Genomic DNA, 20,891 nt, shown 5'->3' with positions numbered 1-20,891 from the left:
TTGAACGAGTGTCCAACTTTTTGTTACTATCGCTAAAAAAACAGGGGTCACGGAACGTTATGAGCTATTTAAATCGCGATGCGCGTCGGGAAGTTATTGTGCTGGCAGCCATGCGCGTGGCGCTAAGGGACGGCTTCAGCGCGATGACCGTGCGTCAGATAGCTTCGGAAGCCGGCGTCGCCGCCGGGCAACTGCACCACCACTTCACTTCAATTGGCGAATTGAAAGCTCATACTTTCGTACGCCTGATCCGTGAAATGCTCGATATGCCGCTGGTTGCCGATGACGCCAGCTGGCGCGAGCGTCTGTTTTCGATGGTGGGGAGCGACGATGGCAAGCTTGAGCCCTACGTGCGCTTATGGCGCGAGGCGCAGCTGCTGGCCGATAGCGACCGGGATATCAAAGGCGCTTACTTGCTAACAATGACCATGTGGCATGAAGAGACCCTGAAGATTATCCACGGCGGAATCGAGGCGGGAGAATTTCAGCCAAAGGACAACGCCGAAAGCATCGCCTGGCGGCTGATAGCCCTTGTTTGCGGCCTCGACGGAATTTACACCCTGGGAATGCAAGAAATAGACAATGCCACATTTAATCGTTATATAAACTATTATATATCGATGGAGTTATTTTAATTCAGCGTTACATTCTGTAACAAATAATCCCCCCCGATTATTCGCGCCTCTTCTTATGACGCGCTTTTCTTATCTATTCTTCAATCATTACAACGGATAAAAAAACCACCTCTGCATACAGTATTTTCTTAATTTACTGTTTTTACTTATTTATTCTTTTCACTGAATACTGTTCATTCGAGGGCAATATGTCGACAGAAAATGAGAAGAAGAATCATTACCTTTTAAAAGAGTGGAAACCAGAAAACGCGGCATTCTGGGAAAATAAGGGCAAGAAAATAGCGCGGAGGAATCTTTGCATTTCCGTGGCTTGTCTGCTACTCGCCTTTTGCGTGTGGATGTTATTTAGTGCCGTCGCGGTCAATCTCAATAAAGTCGGATTTAATTTCACCACCGATCAACTCTTTTTATTAACCGCCCTGCCTTCACTTTCCGGAGCAATATTACGCGTACCCTACTCCTTTATGGTACCTATATTTGGCGGGCGCTACTGGACGGTATTAAGCACGATTATTCTGGTGGTGCCCTGCATCTGGCTGGGAATTGCTATTCAAAATACCGCCACTCCATTTTGGGTATTTATCACCATTGCCCTGCTGTGCGGTTTTGCTGGTGCCAACTTTGCTTCCAGCATGGGAAATATCAGCTTTTTCTTTCCCAAAGCCAAACAGGGCAGCGCGCTGGGGGTGAACGGCGGGCTCGGCAACCTCGGCGTCAGCGTGATGCAGATGATTGCTCCGGCGGTGATCTTCCTGCCGATATTCGCGTTCCTCGGCGTTCACGGAGTTCCCCAGGAAGATGGCTCCATCCTCGCGCTAAGTAACGCGGCTATTGTCTGGGTACCGCTGCTGGTGATTGCCACCATTGCCGCCTGGGTAGGCATGAACGATATCGCCAGCTCGAAGGCATCCATTCGCGATCAGTTGCCCGTTCTGAAACGGCCGCATATGTGGCTGCTGAGCCTGCTTTACCTCGCGACTTTTGGCTCCTTTATCGGCTTTTCCGCTGGTTTTGCCATGCTGGCGAAAACGCAGTTTCCGGACGTCAACATCCTCAAGCTGGCATTCTTCGGCCCGTTTATCGGCGCGCTGGCGCGTTCATTCGGCGGCATTATCTCCGACCGTCTCGGCGGCGTCCGGGTCACGCTGGTGAACTTCGTGCTGATGGCGCTATTTACCGGTCTGCTGTTCCTCACCCTGCCTGGCTCCGGTTCCGGCAGCTTTCTCGCCTTTTACGTGGTGTTTATGGGGTTGTTTCTGACCGCCGGTCTCGGCAGCGGCTCCACCTTCCAGATGATCGCCGTAATTTTCCGTCAAATCACCATCGAGAGCGTTAAGAAGCGCGGCGGTAGTGACGAACAAGCCCAGCACGAAGCGGTGACCGATACCGCAGCAGCGCTCGGATTTATCTCCGCCATCGGCGCGATTGGCGGCTTCTTTATCCCAAAAGCCTTCGGTACATCGCTGGCAATGACCGGCTCGCCGGTCGGGGCCATGAAAGTGTTCTTTGTCTTCTACGTCGTGTGTGTGCTGGTGACGTGGTTGGTCTATGGCCGACGCACACCGGCAAAAAAATAACGAGAAATTTGCCGGATGGCGGCTAACGCCTTATCCGGCAATGGCACGATGCCGTACATTATCGAAGCAGGAGAAATGTCATGAGTAAACTACTGGATCGCTTTCGCTACTTTAAGCAGAAAGGCGAGACCTTTGCCAACGGTCACGGTCAGGTGTACAACACCAACCGCGACTGGGAAGATAGCTACCGTCAGCGCTGGCAGTTCGACAAGATTGTCCGCTCAACGCACGGCGTGAACTGTACGGGCTCATGCAGCTGGAAGATCTACGTTAAGAACGGGCTGGTCACCTGGGAAACCCAGCAAACCGACTACCCGCGCACCCGCCCTGACCTGCCCAACCACGAACCCCGTGGTTGTCCGCGCGGCGCAAGCTACTCCTGGTATCTTTACAGCGCTAACCGTCTGAAGTATCCGCTGGCGCGCAAGCGGCTGATCGAGCTATGGCGCGAGGCGCTGACTCAGCATCCGGATCCGGTGCTGGCCTGGGACAGCATCATGCAGGACCCGGTCAAAACCCTCAGCTACAAACAGGTGCGCGGTAAAGGGGGTTTTATCCGCTCCAGCTGGAAAGAACTGAACCAGCTGATTGCCGCCGCCAACGTCTGGACGATTAAAAACTACGGCCCGGACCGCGTCGCTGGCTTCTCGCCGATCCCGGCGATGTCGATGGTCTCTTATGCCGCCGGTACCCGTTACTTGTCGCTGCTTGGCGGCACCTGCCTGAGCTTCTACGACTGGTATTGCGACCTGCCTCCCGCATCGCCAATGACCTGGGGCGAGCAAACCGATGTCCCGGAATCCGCCGACTGGTACAACTCCAGCTACATTATCGCCTGGGGCTCCAACGTTCCGCAGACCCGCACCCCGGATGCCCATTTCTTTACCGAAGTCCGCTACAAAGGCACGAAAACCATCGCCATTACCCCGGACTATTCGGAAGTCGCCAAGCTTTGCGATCAGTGGCTGGCCCCGAAACAGGGTACCGACAGCGCGCTGGCGATGGCGATGGGCCACGTGATCCTCAAAACATTTCACCTCGATAACCCCAGCGATTACTTCCTCAATTACTGTCGCACCTATACCGATATGCCAATGCTGGTGATGCTAGACCCGCGCGAAGAGGGTAGCTACGTACCGGGCCGCATGTTGCGTGCCTCTGACCTGGTTGACGGGTTGGGCGAAAGCAATAATCCGGAGTGGAAAACCGTGGCGTATAACAGCGCAGGCGAGCTGGTCGCGCCTAACGGTTCCATTGGCTTCCGCTGGGGTGAAAAAGGCAAATGGAACCTTGAGCAGCGGGCTGCCGGGCAAGAGACCGAATTAACGTTGTCGCTGCTGGACAGCCGCGATAGCGTCGTTTCGGTCGGTTTTCCCTACTTCGGCGGCAACGAAAATCCGCACTTTCGTAGCGTCAAACAAGATCCAGTGACGATTCATCAGCTCCCGGTCAAACAGCTGCCGTTGGCTAATGGCGAAACTGGACTGGTAGTGAGCGTTTATGACCTGATCCTCGCCAACTACGGACTCGATCGCGGCTTAGACGACGCCAACGCGGCAAAAGATTTTGCGGAAGTGAAAGCCTATACCCCGGCGTGGGCCGAGCAGATCACCGGCGTACCGCGCCAGCATATCGAGCAGATCGCCCTGGAATTCGCCGATACCGCACATAAAACCCACGGTCGGTCGATGATTATCCTCGGAGCCGGTGTCAACCACTGGTATCACATGGATATGAACTACCGCGGGATGATCAATATGCTGGTGTTCTGCGGCTGCGTTGGTCAGAGCGGCGGCGGCTGGTCGCACTACGTCGGCCAGGAAAAGCTGCGCCCGCAAACCGGCTGGCTACCGCTAGCGTTCGCCCTCGACTGGAACCGCCCGCCGCGCCAGATGAACAGCACCTCATATTTCTACAATCACGCCAGCCAGTGGCGCTATGAAAAACTGACCGCCCAGGAATTGCTATCGCCGCTGGCGGACGCCAGCAAATTTAGCGGTCATTTAATCGACTTCAACGTCCGCGCCGAGCGTATGGGCTGGCTCCCCTCTGCGCCGCAGCTGGGCGTCAACCCGCTCACCATCAAACAGCAGGCCGCCGCCGCAGGTCTTTCCCCGGCCGACTTTACCGCTCAGGCGCTAAAGTCCGGCGATATCCGCTTTGCCTGCGAGCAGCCGGATAACGGCAAGAACCACCCACGTAACCTGTTTATCTGGCGCTCCAACCTGCTGGGTTCCTCCGGCAAGGGCCACGAGTACATGCTTAAATATCTGCTGGGTACCGACAGCGGGATTCAGGGTGATGAGCTGGGCGCAACCGATGACGTTAAGCCTGAAGAGGTGGAGTGGCAGACCGCCGCCATCGAGGGCAAGCTCGACCTGCTGGTGACTCTCGATTTTCGCATGTCCAGCACCTGCTTGTTCTCCGATATCGTCCTGCCGACCGCCACCTGGTACGAAAAAGACGATATGAACACCTCGGATATGCATCCGTTTATCCACCCGCTCTCCGCCGCCGTCGACCCGGCGTGGGAGGCGAAAAGCGACTGGGAAATCTATAAAGATATCGCCAAAACCTTCTCCGAAGTCTGTGTTGGTCATCTCGACAAAGAGACCGATGTGGTGCTGGTGCCGCTGCAGCACGACTCCCCGGCGGAGCTGTCGCAACCTTTTGACGTGCTCGACTGGCGTAAGGGCGAATGCGATTTAATCCCCGGTAAAACCGCGCCGTCGATTGCCGTCGTGGAACGAGATTACCCGGCGACTTACGAGCGTTTCACCTCTCTCGGCCCGCTGCTCGATAAGCTGGGCAACGGCGGCAAAGGCATTTCGTGGAACACCCAGAGTGAGGTCGATTTCCTCGGCAAGCTTAACTACGTCAAACTTGATGGCCCGGCAAAAGGCCGTCCGCGCATTGATAGCGCCATTGATGCCTCGGAAGTCATCCTCGCCCTCGCCCCGGAAACCAACGGTCAGGTGGCGGTGAAAGCCTGGCAGGCGCTCAGCGAATTTACCGGGCGTGAACATACGCATCTGGCGCTGAATAAAGAGGATGAGAAAATCCGCTTTCGCGATATTCAGGCCCAGCCGCGTAAGATTATCTCCAGCCCGACCTGGTCAGGCCTGGAAAGCGAACACGTTTCATATAACGCCAGCTATACCAACGTCCATGAACTGATCCCCTGGCGTACCCTCTCTGGCCGTCAGCAGCTGTATCAGGATCACCCCTGGATGCGCGCCTTTGGTGAAAGCCTGGTGGCCTATCGCCCGCCAATCGACACCCGCAGCGTCAGCCATATGAAAGAGATCCCCCCTAATGGATTCCCGGAAAAAGCGCTCAACTTCCTGACGCCACACCAGAAATGGGGCATCCACTCCACCTACAGCGAAAACCTGCTGATGCTAACCCTATCGCGCGGCGGGCCGATTGTATGGCTTAGCGAAGCCGACGCCAAAGAGCTAGGCATCGAGGATAACGACTGGATCGAAGCCTTCAACGCCAACGGCGCGCTGACCGCCCGCGCGGTGGTCAGCCAGCGCGTACCGCCGGGCATGACCATGATGTACCACGCTCAGGAACGCCTGATGAATATTCCAGGTTCGGAAGTCACCGGTCGGCGCGGCGGGATCCATAACTCGGTCACCCGCGTGTGTCCGAAACCGACGCATATGATCGGCGGCTATGCCCAACTGGCCTACGGTTTTAACTACTACGGCACCGTCGGCTCCAACCGCGATGAGTTCATAATGATCCGCAAAATGAAAAATATTGACTGGCTGGATGACGAAGGTCGCGATCAGGTTCAGGAGGCGAAAAAATGAAGATACGCTCACAGGTCGGCATGGTGCTTAATCTCGACAAATGCATCGGCTGCCACACCTGCTCGGTCACCTGTAAAAACGTCTGGAGCAGCCGTGAAGGGATGGAGTACGCATGGTTTAACAACGTGGAAACCAAACCGGGTATTGGCTACCCGAAGAACTGGGAAGATCAGGAGGCGTGGCAAGGCGGCTGGGTTCGCAGCATTACCGGCAAGCTCACTCCGCGCCTCGGCAACCGTGTCGGCGTACTGTCTAAAATCTTTGCCAACCCGCTGATTCCGGGCATTGACGACTATTACGAACCGTTCACCTACGACTACCAACATCTGCACAACGCGGCAGAAGGTAAACATCTGCCCACCGCCCGCCCGCGTTCGCTGATCAGTGGCCAGCGGATGAACAAGATTGAATGGGGCCCGAACTGGGAGGAACTGCTCGGCGGCGAGTTCGAAAAGCGTGCCCACGACCAGAACTTTGCCGCAATGCAAAAGGAGATGTACGGTCAGTTCGAAAACACCTTCATGATGTATCTCCCGCGTCTGTGCGAACACTGTCTCAACCCAAGCTGTGTCGCCACCTGCCCGAGCGGCGCCATCTACAAGCGTGAAGAAGACGGTATCGTACTGATCGACCAGGACAAATGCCGCGGCTGGCGACTGTGCATCAGCGGCTGTCCATACAAAAAAATCTACTTCAACTGGAAGAGCGGCAAGTCAGAGAAATGCATCTTCTGCTACCCGCGTATCGAATCCGGACAACCGACGGTCTGCTCCGAAACCTGCGTCGGGCGCATCCGTTACCTCGGAGTGCTGCTGTATGACGCGGACCGCATCGAAGAAGCGGCCAGCACCGAACATGAAACCGATCTCTACGAACGCCAGTGCGACGTGTTCCTCGATCCGCACGACCCGGCGGTGATCGAAGAGGCGTTGAAGCAAGGCATTCCGCATAACGTGATTGACGCAGCGCAGAAATCCCCGGTCTACAAGCTGGCGATGGACTGGAAGCTGGCCCTGCCGCTGCATCCGGAATACCGCACCCTGCCGATGGTCTGGTACGTCCCGCCGCTGTCGCCGATTCAGTCGGTGGCCGATGCGGGCGGCCTGCCGAGCAACGGCAATATTCTCCCGGCGGTGGAAAGCCTGCGCATTCCGGTGCAATACCTCGCCAATCTGCTCAGTGCGGGCGATACCGGCCCGGTGCTGCGCGCCCTGAAACGCATGATGGCGATGCGGCACTACAAACGCTCCCAGACAGTGGAAGGCGTCACCGACACCCGCGCCATCGAAGAAGTCGGCTTAAGCGTGGAACAGGTTGAGGACATGTACCGTTATCTGGCGATCGCCAACTACGAAGACCGCTTTGTGATCCCCACCAGCCACCGCGAAATGGCGGAAGATGCTTTCCCGGAGAAAAACGGCTGTGGTTTCACCTTCGGCGATGGCTGCCACGGTTCGGATACCAAGTTCAACCTCTTCAACAGTCGGCGCATCGATGCCATTGACATCGGTGGCGTGCGCAAACACGGGGAGGGAGAATAATGCAGATCCTCAAAGTCATCGGTCTGCTGCTGGAGTACCCGGACGAGGTACTGTGGGAGAGCCGTGAGGAGGCGCTGACGCTGGTCAGCGCCGATGCTCCTGCGCTGCTGCCTTTCGTCGGGCCGCTGCTGGCGGCGAAGCTCCTCGATCGGCAGGCCGAATGGTGCGAAGTGTTCGAGCGCGGGCGTGCTACTTCGCTGCTGCTGTTCGAACACGTCCACGCCGAATCCCGCGATCGCGGCCAGGCGATGGTTGATTTAATGGGCCAGTATGAACAGGCCGGTTTGCAGCTAAACAGCCGCGAACTGCCGGACCACCTGCCGCTCTATCTGGAGTACCTGAGCATCTTACCGGAAAACGAAGCTCGCGAGGGTTTACAGAACGTTGCGCCGATTCTGGCCCTGCTCGGCGGGAGGCTAAAGCAGAGGGAATGCCAATACTATCAACTGTTTGATGCGTTGCTGTCGATCGCTGATAGCAAACTAAACAGTGACAGTGTCACTAAACAGGTGGCGGGGGAAAAACGCGACGATACCCGTCAGGCGCTGGATGCAGTGTGGGAGGAGGAACAGGTGAAGTTTATCGAAGATAACGCCACCGCCTGCGACAGCTCCCCAATGCAGTCTTATCAACGACGCTTTAGCCAGGACGTGGCACCGCAGTATGTCGACGTCCGTGCCGGAGGCCCGAAATGATACAGTACCTTAACGTCTTCTTTTACGATATCTACCCCTATCTCTGCGGAACGGTGTTTCTCATCGGCAGCTGGTTGCGCTACGACTACGGTCAGTACACCTGGCGCGCCTCATCGAGCCAGATGCTGGATAAACGCGGGATGGTGCTTTGGTCGAACCTGTTCCACATCGGCATTCTCGGGATCTTCTTCGGCCACTTCTTCGGCATGTTGACGCCACACTGGGTCTATTCCTGGTTCCTGCCGATGTCGCAGAAGCAGCTGATGGCGATGATCCTTGGCGGGGTTTGCGGTGTGCTGACGTTGGTCGGCGGTATCGGGCTGCTGGTTCGTCGTCTGACCAACCCGCGCATTCGCGCCACCTCCACCACCGCGGATATCCTGATTCTGAGCATTCTGCTGATTCAGTGCGCGCTCGGCCTGACGACCATTCCGTTCTCCGCGCAGCACCCGGACGGCAGCGAGATGCTAAAACTGGTGGACTGGGCGCAGGCGGTGGTGACCTTCCACGGCGGCGCGTCGGCGCATCTTGACGGCGTGGCGTGGATTTATCGCGTTCACCTGGTGCTGGGGATGACCATCTTCCTGCTGTTCCCGTTCACTCGTCTGGTGCACGTCTGGAGCGCCCCGGTGGAGTATTTCACCCGCCGCTATCAGGTGGTACGTTCAAGGCGCTGAGTCTTTCCCCTCACCCCGACCCTCTCCCCAAATGCGGGGAGAGGGAGAAAGGCAGACCGAAACTCCGCACCGTGCGCTCCCCTCTCCCTTCCAGGGAGAGGGTAAGGGTGAGGGTAAAACGTCAAAACCTACTTCCCCGCCTCCGGATGCGTATCAAACGCCGCCATCACCGCCGCTAACTCCGCTTCGCTAAAGCCATATTTGGCATCATCCACGCCGAGGCCGAAACGCGTTTGCAGCGCTTCGTACAGCGCCGGAACGTCTGGTAAATCCAGCTTTTCGACCACATGGTTTTTATCCCAATGGGTAAAGTGGAAATTGGTTAGCGTCATTTTGCCGCCGTCCGGTAAATGGCGGCACATCAGCAGATGGTGACGGAAGTGCGACTGCGGCCAGTGCGCCGACCAGAAGTTGCCCATCACGTAGTCAGAAGCGTACTGACGACCCAAATCAAAATGGTACATCGACTGCCAGTGACCGTGATGACTGAACTGCAGCGCCCATTCATCCCCTTCATAAATCAGGCGATACTCACCGTGCGGCGTGGTTTGTTCAACATCCGCCAACAGCTTAATCGGCGCGGTCAGGGTCTGACCGCCAAAGCCGACATCGGCAATCCAACGCTCGCCCTCAACCTCCACCAGCAACAGCCGATGAGTGCGCGGCGGCATATGCGGTGGATTGGCCAGCACCACGCGCCCCAGCAGGCTGCGCACGTTAAAGCCCATCTCGCGCAGCGCTCTCTCCAGCAGACCATTTTGCTCAAAGCAGTAACCGCCACGACGGCCATGAATCAGCTTATCTTCCAGCGTCCGATCGTCGAGATGCATCTCTCTGGGCAGCAACACATCCAGGTTCTCAAACGGGATCGCGCCGTTATGGTGGATATGCAGTTCACGCAAGGTGTTAATCGATACTTCAGGGGTTCCCGTCCAGCCCAGACGAGAAAAATAGGCGCTTAAAAATGGACTCATCAATGCCTCCAGCAATCGGTGTCCGACATTTATAGCCTGTTTTTTCTGCCTGACCAGCTATTTTGTGCGATCGCCTTTATTCACGCGTGCCCCGCTGCATCAGCGCCAGCGCGCTGAGCATTAAAGCAAGGCCAGTAAATAGCGTCAGGGAAGCCATTGCCATCCCCTGTCCTACCGAGCCCTGCTCAAACTGACGCCAGATAAACACCGCCACGGTTTGTGTCCCGGCCGGGGCCAACAGCAGCGAGGTCACCAGCTCGCGGGAGGCCACGGCAAACACCATCAGCATCGCCGCCAGCAGCGCCGGAAATACCAGCGGCAGAACGATCAGGCGCAGCGCCTGCAATGGCGTCGCGCCGTGCACCCGTGCGGCGGGCTCAAGGTTATTGCCGAGTTGACGCAGCGCGCTGCCGACATAGCGCACCGGCCACGGCAGCAGCAGACAGCAATAAGAAAGCAGCAGCATAAACCAGGTGTTATAGGGAGAAACCGGCCAGAACGGCTGGTTCCACAGCAAAATCAGCCCAACGCCGACGACCACGCCCGGCAGTGCTGCTGGCATCAGCGATAATGCATCGACAATCGCACTCCCTCTGATTTTCTGCACCAGCACCAGCCAGGCAGCCAGGAGACCAATCAGGCCGACGATCAACGCCGAAGCCAGCGCCAGCGAAAGGCTGGTCCCCAGCGCTGACAGCGCATCGCCCTGCTGGGCAAACAACGCATCGAAATGCCTGAAGGTAAAATTGTCAGCATGAATACCACCCGACAGCGTCCCCATCAGGCTGGTTAGTACCATCGATGCCCCCGGTAATAACACCGCCAATCCGCCGACAACGGCCATTAACAGCACCGCCGGAAGCGCCAGCCAGCCTAAATCCGCCCCGCTGTTCTCTCCCGGCTTGCCGGTAACGCTGGTCACTTCTTTATCGCCAACCAGCCGCTTTTGCAGCCACCAGGCCAGCAGCGCTACCGCAATCAGCAGCAGCGACAGCAGCGAGGCGCCAGGCAGGTCGATAGGCCAGTCGGCGAGCTTTTTCTCGATTCCCACGGTCAACATCACCAGTCCCGCCCGTGAACCGAGCGCCGCCGGTACGCCATACTCTTCAATGGCGAGGGTAAACGCCAGCAGCATCCCCGCCGCCAGCGCCGGAGAAAGCATTGGCAACGTGATATGCCAGAACGCCCGCCAGGCGCTGGCTCCGTGCACCCGCGCCACTATCGCCAGCCGCTGACCGCTCGCCAGCAGGCTGCGAGAGACCGCAAAATAGACCACAGGGAAGATGTTGAGGGTCATCACCAGCACGATCCCGCTGCGGCTGAACAGCAGATCGTTCAGATCCCAGCCGGTCAGCTGTTGCAGATAGCCGTTGCTTTGCAGTACCAGCATCCATGACAGCGCAGCAATATACGGTGGCGTAAGAAAGGGGATCAGAAACAGCAAATCCCAGAGGCGTGGCAACGGTAAATTAAACAATCCGCGCAGCACGCCCAGCGGCAAACCGATAATCACGCTCATCAGCGCCACGCCGCAGGCCACCCACAGGGTGCCGCCCAGCATCGGCGGCAGCTGCGGGTCCGCAATCAGCGCTGGCACGCCGCTGAATGCGTCGCCCAGCGAACCGGCGCTAAACTGGGGGAATATCGCCTGTAGGACGATAAAAAAGAGCGGTAACGCCACCAGCACCAGCAGCGCCGTTAGCGTTCCCGTCGAAATAAGTTTCTGTTTCACGGTAGTTTCCTGGAAACGATCCCCGTCTGCGATCCGGTAGCCCGGACAGGCGCGCCAGCGCCGCCTCCGGGAAATGCACTGGGCTCTGATGCCTCAGCGTTGCATCTTCCCGGTGGCGCTACTGTATGATTGGGCTACTTTGGCCGAGCAACGTTTCGCCACCCGGGGAAATCGATTTACTGCGCGAAGAGCGAATTAAAACGTGAAAGGACCGCGCTACGTTCGCTGTTGCCATCGCTGGTGGTCGGCAGAATTTTCAGCTCGTTGAGTAGCGGACGCTTAGCCTTAACATCGCTACGGGCGGGCATTAACCAGGCATCAGCGACCAGCGCCTGACCTTCCGGCGACAGGACATAGTCAACAAAAGCTTTAGCATCGTCTGCATGCTGGCTGGTTTTAAGGATCATCATTGGACGCGGCGCAATAACCGTACCGCTGGCCGGGAAAATCACCTTCAGCGATTCACCCTGATGAATATTGCCATAAGAGACATAGTCCACCGCACCGAAGACCGCCGCTTTCGCCCCCTGCATCACCGGCGTTACCGCCTGGGCATTTGGCCCGCTGACCACCATGCCGTTCTTTTTCAGGTCGTCAAACAGCGACCAGGCTTTATCACCCATACCATTCTGTAACCCGATCAGCAAATCCAGCGACGCGCCGGAGAGCGCCGGGTCCGGCGTGGTGACTTTATCTTTGAACGCCGCTTCGGTCAGGTCGCGCCACTCTTTCGGCTCCGGGGTGCCGCTTTTGGTGTTCCAGACGATCCCCAGCGCCGAAATACCCTGCGCAACGTAATCAGCGGATTTCAGATTCGCCGGAACTTTATCGGCATTAGCGCTCTGATACGCCAGCAGCCAGCCGCGGTTATGCAAATCCTCCGCTGTGTCCCAGGAAGCGGAGATCAGCACGTCCGCCTGCGGGTTCGCCTGTTCGGCTTCAAGACGCGCCATTACCTTGCCGGTTGTGGCCTGGAAAATATTCACCTTCACCCCGGTTTTCTTCTCATAGCCGCTGGCGAGACTTTTCGCCAGAGAGCCCGGACCGGCGGTGTATACGGTCAGCGCGTGGGCGCTGGAGATCATGGTGGTCGATAGCATAATCGCGAGCGCAACTCCTGTCTTAATGGTCATAACGGTTTTCATGCGGGTTCCCCTGAGGATGAAGTAACGGCGCGGACGGCGGCAATGCTGCCCGCAGATAAATGCACAATCTTGTCTGCCAGCAGCTCGGCTTCGCGACGGTCGTGGGTGACGTAGACAGCTGTAATCCCCAACTGGCGCAGCAGGCGGCTCATCTCCACGCATAGCGACTCGCGCAGTTCGCTGTCGAGGTTGGAGAGCGGCTCATCAAACAGCAGCACCCGAGGCTCAGCGACGATAGCGCGGGCCAGGGCGACGCGCTGCTGCTGACCGCCGGAAAGCCCCGACGGTTTGCGATCAGCAAAGCCGTTGAGACCGACCATCGCCAGCGCCTCCTCGACGCGCTTTTGCCGTTCGTGACGCGCTACACCGCGCATACGCAGCGGAAAATCCACGTTCTGCGCGGCAGTCATATGCGGCCACAGAGCATAATCCTGAAAGACCATACCGAGATCGCGCTGTTCCGGGGGCATTCCCCAGCCGGTTTTCGCCACCAGACGATCGCCGAAGTGAATTTCACCGCGGGCAGGTACGGTTAGCCCAGCGAGCAAGCGCAGCAGCGTGCTTTTGCCGCAGCCCGAAGGCCCCAGCAGCGCAACGATGCTGCCCGCGTCGATATGCAGACTGATCTGATTAAGAACGGTATGAGTGCCGAAGGCGAAGGAAACGCCGTCGAGTTTAATGCTGGTAAGCGCGCGCATTTTCGCCCTCCCGTTGGGAATGCGATGCTCTACCCGCGGTCAACATCCGCCGGGCCGCGCTCACCTGAGATAAACTCAGGGGAGCTAACATATTGTGATCCTCTTTGGGACTTAGTGCCGCCGACTATAGGGAGCCTTGATGACGTATTGATTACATTTTCATTGCGGATTAACGTGTGGTCAGGCATCAGACCCATTTACCAAGGAACGCATATGAGCCGTTTTCGCCACGTGGAACTCCAGTACGCCAGTCGCCTGCTTAATCATGGCCCGACCATTCTGATAACCAGCTATGACGCCCAGTCTCAACGCCGTAACGTCATGGCCGCCGCGTGGTCGATGCCGGTGGAGTTCGCGCCGCCGAGGCTGGCTATCGTGGTGGATAAAAGCGCCTGGACGCGGGAAATTATTGAGCGCAACGGTACCTTCGGCATCGTCGTACCGGGGGTGGAAGCCGCCAGCTGGACCTACGCGGTCGGCAGCATCAGCGGGCGCGATGAGGATAAATTTAACGCTTACGGCATTCCGGTAGTGCAAGGCCCGGAGCTGGGATTACCGCTTATCGAAGAGAAATGTCTGGCGTGGATGGAGTGCCGCCTGCTGCCGCCAACGGCGGCACAGGAGCAGTACGACACCCTGTTTGGCGAGGTGGTTTCCGCCGCTGCTGATGAGCGCGCGTTCGTCACCGGTCGCTGGCAGTTCGACGATGATAAGATCAATACGCTGCATCATCTCGGCACAGGAAATTTTGTCGCCAGCGGTCGCCACGTACAGGCTAATACCCCGGAAGAGTAAACCTTGCCGACCCGCAGATTATTGAGATCGGTAGCCCGGACAGATGCATAGCATCGCCTCCGGGATAATTCGGCAACACCCTGCGGTCTTCCTCCCGGGGGCGGCGCAAAGCACCAGGCCCGGGTAAGGCGTCAGCCGCCATCCGGCAAAAAAACAGGCTCGACGTTCAGGCCAGGCTTGTCATCAATCTCCACATTTTTCGCTTGATCGTTTATCGCTTCAATCATATAGTTAGGCGCCATACTATATAGCTGAGGCTGATATGAAACTTGAGCAAAAATACCTTTCGCTGCTGCAGGAGGCCGAGCGTCATCAGCTTGCTGACGTCGACAATATCCGCCTCTGTTTTCAAACTCTATCGTTAGCGGCTGCCATTGACCGCGATTGCGCAACGTTGCTGGCTCCGTGGGGATTATCCGAGGGACGTTTCGTGCTGCTGTTTTTGCTCGATGCCGCAACCGACGGTCTCGCTCCCAACGTGTTGGCGGAAAAAGCAGGCGTCACCCGGGCAACCATTACCGGACTGCTTAACGGCCTTGAGCGTGACCAGTTAATTGAGCGTCATGCCGACCCTCTTGATGGCCGGGCCATGCGCATCGCATTAACCCCTGAGGGCAAGCAGCTTATCGGCAGCGTCTTCGCCCAGCACGGCCGTTGGATTGCTGGCTTATTCAGCCATCTCTCAGCGCAGGAACGCACCCAGCTATCCGAACTGTTGGCGAAAGTCGCCGCCGGTACGCTGGCAGGAAAAAGTCTCTCATGATCTGGATATCAACCCAAAGGAGTCACCCGTTATGTCCCACTATTTAGTCGAACTTTATACCCCTAACCCCGCCTGGCACGCGCTGTCTGTGGAGCAGCGTCAGCATTTTATCAATGGCATTCAGTCTGGGATGAGCGGCCTCGCGCAATGGGGCGTTGAACTCCTGACGCTGGCGCAGACCGATACCGCTATCGACAAAGCTTCCCCACACCGTTTTTTAGGGATCTGGCGTTTTCCTGACGCTCAGGCCCGCGATGCGCTGTTGGCTGGTATCGCCGCCAGCGGCTGGTATGATTATTTTGAACATATCAATGCCGCCGCAAACACCGGTAATCTTGAAGAGCATCTGAGCGCGCTAGGTTGATTCTCTGCGCGCTTCCCCCGGGGGGCGGCGCAAAACGCCTGGCCCGGGGAATCATGTCACTTAGAAAGGAACTCGCTATGAGCGTACCGCAAACCCAGGATCAGCTACTGGCAGCCATCGAAAAAAACTTCGCTAAATTGGCCGATTACCTGGCACATATTCCCGAAGATAAAACGGACGAAAAAACCCTGGCTGGTCACGCGCAGGGGACGATGATGAGCGTTCGCGATCTGGTCTGCTATCTGCTGGGATGGAATGAACTGGTGCTCAAATGGATAACTCTTGACGAAACCCGGCAACCTATCGACTTCCCGGAAACCGGCTTTAAATGGAACCAGCTCGGACTGCTGGCGCAGAAGTTCTATGCCGATTATCCATCGCTGGATTACCCTGCTCTGCTTACTGCCCTGCATCAGGCGAAACAGCAGATTGTCGCCTGCATCGAAGCGCGGGATGACAACACGCTTTACGGCCAAGCGTGGTATGGCAAATGGACGCTGGGGCGGATGATCTCCTTCAACACCTCGTCACCTTATGCCAACGCCTGTGGTCGTTTGCGCAAATGGGCAAAGGAACAAAATGTGCCGTTGAAATAATCTTTGTCTCAGCGCAGCTGCCGACGCCGGTCTTCGCTGGGGGCCAGGCCAAACACTTTTTTATATAAGGTGGTGAAGTGGTTACTGTTCGCGAAACCGCATAAATAAGCCACTTCTGTAATCGTCATATCGGTTTCGCGTAATTTTACGCGCGCCGAAACTAAGCGCAGGCGTTTTAAATAATTATCCGGCGTCAGCCCGGTGGCCTCTTTAATATGGCGAAAAGCGGTTCGCGTGGTCAGATGAAATTTCTCCGCCAATTGCTGCCAATTATGCTCTTCAAAACAGTGCTCCTGTAGCCAGGTGAGTAGCTTATGCAGTTTATACTTTGTATTACTATATTCTGCTTCAGATTCCGCATGCAGAATCGTAGTCACCAGCTGGAAAAAAGCAGCTTCGCGCAGTGCGCTATTTTCAGCCTGCTGGCATTCAGCCGAGAATATTTCTTCAACCAGCTCCCGGCAGATATGACGGGTATCTGGGGCCAGCCAACCGTAGCAAGAGGCCTGCTGCGCCGAGAATGTCTGCAATAACTCATCGAGATGTTGTAAATACTGAAATTCCGCTAAAGGGTTAATCAACACGTTAATTAACTTCAGCGTCCCCAGCTCATCATAATAATGTACATCACCCGGCTGAACGTAAAAAACATCGCCTTGTTGAATATATAATGGTCGGCCATTAATAACGTGTAAACCGTGTCCTTCTTCAACGATCACCAGTTCAGCAAACTCGTGACGTTTCGACCGCGATAACTTCGATATCCACTTCACCGATAGCGACATTATGTTCCTCGGTGGTACCGGCGGCGGCATCAACGACGTGGCCTGGGGCAGTAATCTGCGCGGTGATTACTCGGTATACACGCGTAACTTCGGCGATCTTGGCAGCGATAACTACGAAGACAACGATATTCAGAACCTGATGTTTACGGCGAACCACTTCTGGAACAACTGGCAGCTGATGACCACGGCGATGACGGCTCAGGGCAACGATGACCTGAAAGATAACACCTCGACCACCGGTAGCTATGCCCTGCGCAGCGATAATACGGCGAAGAGCGGTTATTACGCGATGCTGGCTTATCACGATAAACAGCGGTTCTACGGCCTGGCACCGGGGGTATCCGAAAGCGCCTTACAGTACGGCGGCGGCCTTGGTGCCGAAGCGCGCCAGCCTGGCAGCGATGGCGATCTCACCGAGAATGCAAAATCCTTGCGCTTTGCGTCATACGGAATTTTGCCGCTGGGGAAAAACTGGGAGCTGGCACCATCGGTTATCGCCCAGCACAGCGAAGACCGCTACCGCGATGGCGACCGCTACGATTGGGCAACCTTCAACCTGCGGGTATCTCAGGGGATCACCCGCAACTTTGCCCTGTTGTATGAGGCTTCCTGGCAGTATATGGACCTCAATCCAAACGGGAGAAGCTATCGTTACAATGACGGCGTACATCAATACCAGGCGGTGAGCGGCGATTTTTATAAGCTGACTTTCGCCCCAACGTTCAAAGTGGGCGATGTGTTTGATATTAAAGCGCGCCCGGAGATTCGTTTCTTCGTGACGTGGATGAACTGGGATAAAGATCTGGATCGCTACGCGATTAACGATGATTTCGGCAGTAAAGGCTTTACCGCCGGCGGCAACTGGAACTTCGGCGTGCAGACCGAGATTTGGTTCTGATACAGCAACACGGTGCCGTCTTCCTCCCGGGGGCGGCGCAAAGCGCCTGCCCGGGCTACGGGATCGCAGACGGCTGAAAGCGAGTAGCCCGGACAGATGCGCAGCATCGCCTCCGGGAAGGCAGCGCAGTTACATACTGTAACCCGGTTTCTTAATCAACTGCTCCATCTGCGGGGCGATTTCGCTGTCCCAGACCTGCTGCCAGTCGCTCGGATCAACCTGCTTGAGAGCCACGCTCACCGAGCTGTCTTTACTGCTCAGATGGCGAACCAATACTTCGGTAATATCGGCAGCCAGCGCCGTTTTTTGTTCATCGTTCAGGTCGCGGGGGAAACATTTAATATCTACGTGTGGCATAGCAGGCTCCTTATTGTCAGAACGATAAAGCTATCACAAACCCGGTATTTCGATTTTCTTTTTGTGCCCGAAATAGTGCCGCAATAACCCGCCTCTTTAACAAATCTACGCCGACTCCCGCACCACCAGGTGAAAGCCGATATCAACAATCACCTCTTCTTCTCCACTGCCTTCGATGCGGTCAGCAAGGAGAGTGGCCGCCTGCTCGCCGATGGCGTGACGGTCAACGCTGACCGTGGTGATGGATGGGCGATTGCTGGCGGCGAAATCCAGATCGCCAAAACCGATCACGGCGAGGTCCTCCGGCACACGCAGACCGCGGCTTTCGGCCTCCATAATCGCTCCCTGCGCCAGGGTGTCGGAACTGCAGACAATAACGTCAAACTCGCCGGAATTCAGCAGCTCGGCCAAACCGCGGCGCCCGAGCGCCAGCGATGCCGGGAGCGGCACTTCGACCTGAGGCGCATCGCCAATATTGCTCTTAGCCAGCCGGGCGCGCAGCCCCTGCTTACGCAACGTCGCGCGAGAATCTCCGGCCCACAGCAGCCCCGGACGGCGATAGCCTTTTTCCAGCAGATACTCACCAATGGTTTCGCCGACTTTTTCATGAGAAAAGCCCACCAGCATATCCAGCGGCGTCGGGGTCAGATCCCAAATTTCCACCACCGGCGTGGCGGCATTAAGAATAGTTTTCTTTAGCGCCGGAGCGTGCTGAATGCCGGTTAACACCACGCCATCCGGACGTCGCGAAAGTAAAGTTGATACCAGCTCAGCTTCGGTTTCCCGGCTGTAGCCTGCCACGCACAGCAGCATATGGTAGCCGCGCGCCGCCAGGGTATCGCTTAGCGCCTGGATAGTATCAACAAACATATTGTTATTGATTTGCGGTACCACCACAGCGACCAGTTTGCTGCGTCTGGACGCCAGTCCGCCAGCCAACGCGTTGGGAATGTAGCCCGTGGCCTGCACCGCCTGCATCACTTTTTCTACCGTTTTCGGCCGCACCAGCTGCGGCGTATTCAGCGCCCGACTCACCGTCATCGACGATAACCCGGCGCTGCGAGCCACATCATCCAGCGTCGGAGCGCGGGTCGGTTTTATGCTTTTCACGACTAAGCCCCTGTAGTGAGTCGTTTCATGTGGGCATTATTGATGATGGCCCCCGCAATTGCCAGCGCTCACCCGTACATCCCCAATAGAATCAACGACCTGAAAAATAAAATGTTATCGCTATCATTATGAATTGTGATTTTTCACAAACCTATTTGGATTGTGATGTACATTGCACAATTTTACCCTTTATAACCGCTAATTGTGATCGTTTGTACAAATTAAAATCACTGACATAGCATAAAAATAAAATCAGGATTAAAAATGTTAGCGCAAACATTTTGTAATTCACAAGGAAATGACTATGACCTCTAGCGCGAATTCCGAGTCCGTAACCTACGCCAAAGCTTCCGGCGTCAAAACCGCTGCCGAAACCGGCGATCGTATAGAACACGTCAAACTGTCGCTGGCCTTCCTGCCGCTGGCGACCCCGGTCAGCGATGCCAAGGTCCTCACTGGTCGGCAAAAACCGTTGACCGAAGTGGCGATTATCATTGCCGAAATCCGCTCCCGAGACGGTTTTGAAGGGGTTGGCTTTAGCTATTCCAAGCGTGCAGGCGGCCAGGGTATTTACGCCCACGCCAAAGAGATTGCCGATAACCTGCTCGGTGAAGACCCGAACGATATCGACAAGATCTACACCAAACTGCTGTGGGCCGGTGCTTCCGTCGGTCGTAGCGGCATGGCGGTGCAGGCTATCTCCCCTATCGATATTGCGCTGTGGGATATGAAAGCCAAACGCGCCGGGCTGCCGCTGGCAAAACTGCTCGGCTCGCATCGCGATTCCGTGCAGTGCTACAACACCTCCGGCGGCTTCCTGCATACGCCGCTGGATCAGGTGCTGAAAAACGTGGCTATCTCCCGCGAGAACGGCATCGGTGGGATCAAACTAAAAGTTGGCCAGCCGAACACGGCTGAAGATATTCGACGCCTGACGGCAGTGCGCGAGGTGCTGGGCGATGATTTCCCGCTGATGGTGGATGCCAACCAGCAGTGGGATCGCGAAACCGCCATCCGTATGGGGCGCAAAATGGAGCAGTTCAATCTTATCTGGATTGAAGAGCCGCTGGATGCTTACGATGTCGAAGGCCACGCGCAGCTCGCCGCCGCGCTGGATACGCCAATTGCGACCGGTGAGATGCTGACCAGCTTCCGCGAGCATGAACAGCTGATCCTCGGTAATGCCAGCGACTTTGTGCAGCCGGATGCCCCGCGCGTCGGCGGGATCTCTCCGTTCCTGAAAATTATGGATCTGGCGGCGAAGCACGGTCGCAAGCTGGCTCCGCACTTTGCGATGGAAGTCCACCTGCATCTTGCCGCCGCCTATCCGCTGGAGCCGTGGCTGGAGCACTTCGAGTGGCTGAACCCGCTGTTTAACGAACAGCTGGAGCTGCGCGACGGGCGGATGTGGGTTTCTGAGCGTCACGGTCTGGGCTTCACCCTGAGCGAACAGGCTCGTCGCTGGACCCAGCAAAGCTGCGAGTTTGGTAAACGCTCATAATCGATTTCCCCGGATGGCGGCGTAAACGCCTTATGCGAACTACAGGCCCCGTAGCCCGGGGGCGGCGCATCAAGCGCCGCCCCCGGGAGAAAACAACATTTCCCCGGAGGCGATGCTGCGCATCTGTCCGGGCTACTGGGCCGCAGACGACTGAAAACCCGTCGCCCTGCCGGGGAAAAATCATTTTTTGGCTGTACCCACAATAAACAATCCTGCAAAAGGAGTTG

At 56.7% G+C, this 20,891-nt stretch carries 17 protein-coding genes and 2 pseudogenes; 12 read left to right on the top strand and 7 right to left on the bottom strand.

The features are described from left to right. The first annotated feature begins 59 nt into the window (after positions 1–59). The 6 genes from FN082_RS18520 to narI all read left to right on the top strand — a co-directional run bounded on the left by FN082_RS18520 (position 60) and on the right by narI (position 8,946). Positions 60–635, top strand: coding sequence for a TetR family transcriptional regulator (locus FN082_RS18520; protein ID WP_142982090.1), 576 nt, complete (start codon positions 60–62; stop codon positions 633–635). Between the two features lie 188 nt (positions 636–823). Then, positions 824–2,212 carry a NarK family nitrate/nitrite MFS transporter gene (locus FN082_RS18515; protein ID WP_142461717.1) on the top strand — a complete coding sequence of 463 codons (1,389 nt, stop codon included), beginning with the start codon at positions 824–826 and terminating at the stop codon, positions 2,210–2,212. A gap of 80 nt (positions 2,213–2,292) precedes the next feature. Beyond that, positions 2,293–6,033 (top strand): nitrate reductase subunit alpha, encoded by a 3,741-nt coding sequence (locus FN082_RS18510; protein WP_142982089.1) that lies wholly within the window; start codon positions 2,293–2,295, stop codon positions 6,031–6,033. Next, positions 6,030–7,574, top strand: a complete 1,545-nt coding sequence (gene narH, locus FN082_RS18505; RefSeq protein ID WP_110276571.1) for a nitrate reductase subunit beta — start codon at positions 6,030–6,032, stop codon at positions 7,572–7,574. Before FN082_RS18510 ends, narH begins: the two co-directional genes overlap by 4 nt. Next, positions 7,574–8,269, top strand: a complete 696-nt coding sequence (gene narW / locus FN082_RS18500; protein WP_139538193.1) for a nitrate reductase molybdenum cofactor assembly chaperone — start codon at positions 7,574–7,576, stop codon at positions 8,267–8,269. Before narH ends, narW begins: the two co-directional genes overlap by 1 nt. After that, positions 8,266–8,946 carry a respiratory nitrate reductase subunit gamma gene (gene narI, locus FN082_RS18495; RefSeq protein WP_112214235.1) on the top strand — a complete coding sequence of 227 codons (681 nt, stop codon included), beginning with the start codon at positions 8,266–8,268 and terminating at the stop codon, positions 8,944–8,946. The genes narW and narI overlap by 4 nt, the downstream gene beginning before the upstream one ends. Before the next feature lie 128 nt (positions 8,947–9,074). Here the strand turns inward: narI and nhoA are convergent, their stop codons facing one another. From nhoA to FN082_RS18475, 4 genes are all read right to left on the bottom strand, one after another. Beyond that, positions 9,075–9,920: an N-hydroxyarylamine O-acetyltransferase gene (nhoA, locus tag FN082_RS18490; protein WP_142461715.1), complete on the bottom strand. Its 846-nt coding sequence runs from the start codon at positions 9,918–9,920 to the stop codon at positions 9,075–9,077. 76 nt (positions 9,921–9,996) lie between these two features. Then, the gene (locus tag FN082_RS18485; protein ID WP_142982088.1) at positions 9,997–11,652 is read right to left on the bottom strand and encodes an ABC transporter permease; all 1,656 of its coding nucleotides are present in this window, start codon (positions 11,650–11,652) and stop codon (positions 9,997–9,999) included. A gap of 176 nt (positions 11,653–11,828) precedes the next feature. Next, entirely contained in the window at positions 11,829–12,797 is a 969-nt protein-coding gene (locus tag FN082_RS18480; RefSeq protein ID WP_142982087.1) for an ABC transporter substrate-binding protein, read from the bottom strand. After that, positions 12,794–13,495, bottom strand: a complete 702-nt coding sequence (locus FN082_RS18475; RefSeq protein WP_139538189.1) for an ABC transporter ATP-binding protein — start codon at positions 13,493–13,495, stop codon at positions 12,794–12,796. The genes FN082_RS18480 and FN082_RS18475 overlap by 4 nt, the downstream gene beginning before the upstream one ends. A 213-nt stretch (positions 13,496–13,708) precedes the next feature. Between FN082_RS18475 and FN082_RS18470 the strand changes: the two genes are divergently transcribed. From FN082_RS18470 to FN082_RS18455, 4 genes are all read left to right on the top strand, one after another. Then, positions 13,709–14,290 carry a flavin reductase family protein gene (locus tag FN082_RS18470; protein ID WP_110274163.1) on the top strand — a complete coding sequence of 194 codons (582 nt, stop codon included), beginning with the start codon at positions 13,709–13,711 and terminating at the stop codon, positions 14,288–14,290. Positions 14,291–14,552: 262 nt separating this feature from the next. Further along, a complete protein-coding gene (locus FN082_RS18465) occupies positions 14,553–15,053 on the top strand; it encodes a MarR family winged helix-turn-helix transcriptional regulator (protein ID WP_142982086.1) in 501 nt (166 codons plus the stop codon). A 31-nt stretch (positions 15,054–15,084) separates the two neighbouring features. After that, entirely contained in the window at positions 15,085–15,417 is a 333-nt protein-coding gene (locus FN082_RS18460) for a DUF6616 family protein (protein WP_142982085.1), read from the top strand. A 77-nt stretch (positions 15,418–15,494) separates the two neighbouring features. Then, complete coding sequence (locus tag FN082_RS18455; RefSeq protein ID WP_142982084.1) at positions 15,495–16,013, top strand: ClbS/DfsB family four-helix bundle protein; 519 nt, start codon at positions 15,495–15,497, stop codon at positions 16,011–16,013. An 8-nt stretch (positions 16,014–16,021) separates the two neighbouring features. Here the strand turns inward: FN082_RS18455 and FN082_RS18450 are convergent. Beyond that, positions 16,022–16,765, bottom strand: a pseudogene (locus FN082_RS18450) (helix-turn-helix domain-containing protein); the annotation flags it as partial. Here FN082_RS18450 and FN082_RS18445 point away from each other — a divergent pair. Further along, positions 16,752–17,696: pseudogene (locus FN082_RS18445) on the top strand (carbohydrate porin); the annotation flags it as partial. The pseudogenes FN082_RS18450 and FN082_RS18445 sit on opposite strands and share 14 nt — an antisense overlap. A 129-nt stretch (positions 17,697–17,825) precedes the next feature. On the opposite strand, the gene pptA reads toward FN082_RS18445, so the two are convergent. Both pptA and FN082_RS18435 read right to left on the bottom strand, forming a co-directional pair. After that, complete coding sequence (gene pptA / locus FN082_RS18440) at positions 17,826–18,053, bottom strand: tautomerase PptA (protein WP_142982082.1); 228 nt, start codon at positions 18,051–18,053, stop codon at positions 17,826–17,828. A 105-nt stretch (positions 18,054–18,158) separates the two neighbouring features. Then, complete coding sequence (locus FN082_RS18435) at positions 18,159–19,163, bottom strand: LacI family DNA-binding transcriptional regulator (RefSeq protein ID WP_139538180.1); 1,005 nt, start codon at positions 19,161–19,163, stop codon at positions 18,159–18,161. Positions 19,164–19,467: 304 nt separating this feature from the next. Here FN082_RS18435 and FN082_RS18430 point away from each other — a divergent pair, with 304 nt between their 5' ends. Then, positions 19,468–20,664, top strand: a complete 1,197-nt coding sequence (locus tag FN082_RS18430; RefSeq protein WP_139538179.1) for an L-talarate/galactarate dehydratase — start codon at positions 19,468–19,470, stop codon at positions 20,662–20,664. Positions 20,665–20,891: the final 227 nt, after the last annotated feature.

The sequence above is a fragment of the Klebsiella spallanzanii genome, from assembly GCF_902158555.1.
Taxonomy (GTDB): domain Bacteria; phylum Pseudomonadota; class Gammaproteobacteria; order Enterobacterales; family Enterobacteriaceae; genus Klebsiella; species Klebsiella spallanzanii.
Note: the sequence above shows the minus strand (reverse complement) of the source record. Positions and strands in the feature narration are given on the sequence as shown.

Bases quoted from the DNA above. Each gene is read 5' to 3' on its own strand.
- narW (WP_139538193.1), top strand. From the start codon at position 7,574: ATGCAGATCCTCAAAGTCATCGGTCTGCTGCTGGAGTACCCGGACGAG.
- FN082_RS18455 (WP_142982084.1), top strand. From the start codon at position 15,495: ATGAGCGTACCGCAAACCCAGGATCAGCTACTGGCAGCCATCGAAAAA.
- FN082_RS18515 (WP_142461717.1), top strand. From the start codon at position 824: ATGTCGACAGAAAATGAGAAGAAGAATCATTACCTTTTAAAAGAGTGG.
- narH (WP_110276571.1), top strand. From the start codon at position 6,030: ATGAAGATACGCTCACAGGTCGGCATGGTGCTTAATCTCGACAAATGC.
- narI (WP_112214235.1), top strand. From the start codon at position 8,266: ATGATACAGTACCTTAACGTCTTCTTTTACGATATCTACCCCTATCTC.
- FN082_RS18470 (WP_110274163.1), top strand. From the start codon at position 13,709: ATGAGCCGTTTTCGCCACGTGGAACTCCAGTACGCCAGTCGCCTGCTT.
- FN082_RS18480 (WP_142982087.1), bottom strand. From the start codon at position 12,797: ATGAAAACCGTTATGACCATTAAGACAGGAGTTGCGCTCGCGATTATG.
- FN082_RS18430 (WP_139538179.1), top strand. From the start codon at position 19,468: ATGACCTCTAGCGCGAATTCCGAGTCCGTAACCTACGCCAAAGCTTCC.
- FN082_RS18475 (WP_139538189.1), bottom strand. From the start codon at position 13,495: ATGCGCGCGCTTACCAGCATTAAACTCGACGGCGTTTCCTTCGCCTTC.
- FN082_RS18460 (WP_142982085.1), top strand. From the start codon at position 15,085: ATGTCCCACTATTTAGTCGAACTTTATACCCCTAACCCCGCCTGGCAC.
- pptA (WP_142982082.1), bottom strand. From the start codon at position 18,053: ATGCCACACGTAGATATTAAATGTTTCCCCCGCGACCTGAACGATGAA.
- FN082_RS18465 (WP_142982086.1), top strand. From the start codon at position 14,553: ATGAAACTTGAGCAAAAATACCTTTCGCTGCTGCAGGAGGCCGAGCGT.
- FN082_RS18510 (WP_142982089.1), top strand. From the start codon at position 2,293: ATGAGTAAACTACTGGATCGCTTTCGCTACTTTAAGCAGAAAGGCGAG.
- FN082_RS18520 (WP_142982090.1), top strand. From the start codon at position 60: ATGAGCTATTTAAATCGCGATGCGCGTCGGGAAGTTATTGTGCTGGCA.
- nhoA (WP_142461715.1), bottom strand. From the start codon at position 9,920: ATGAGTCCATTTTTAAGCGCCTATTTTTCTCGTCTGGGCTGGACGGGA.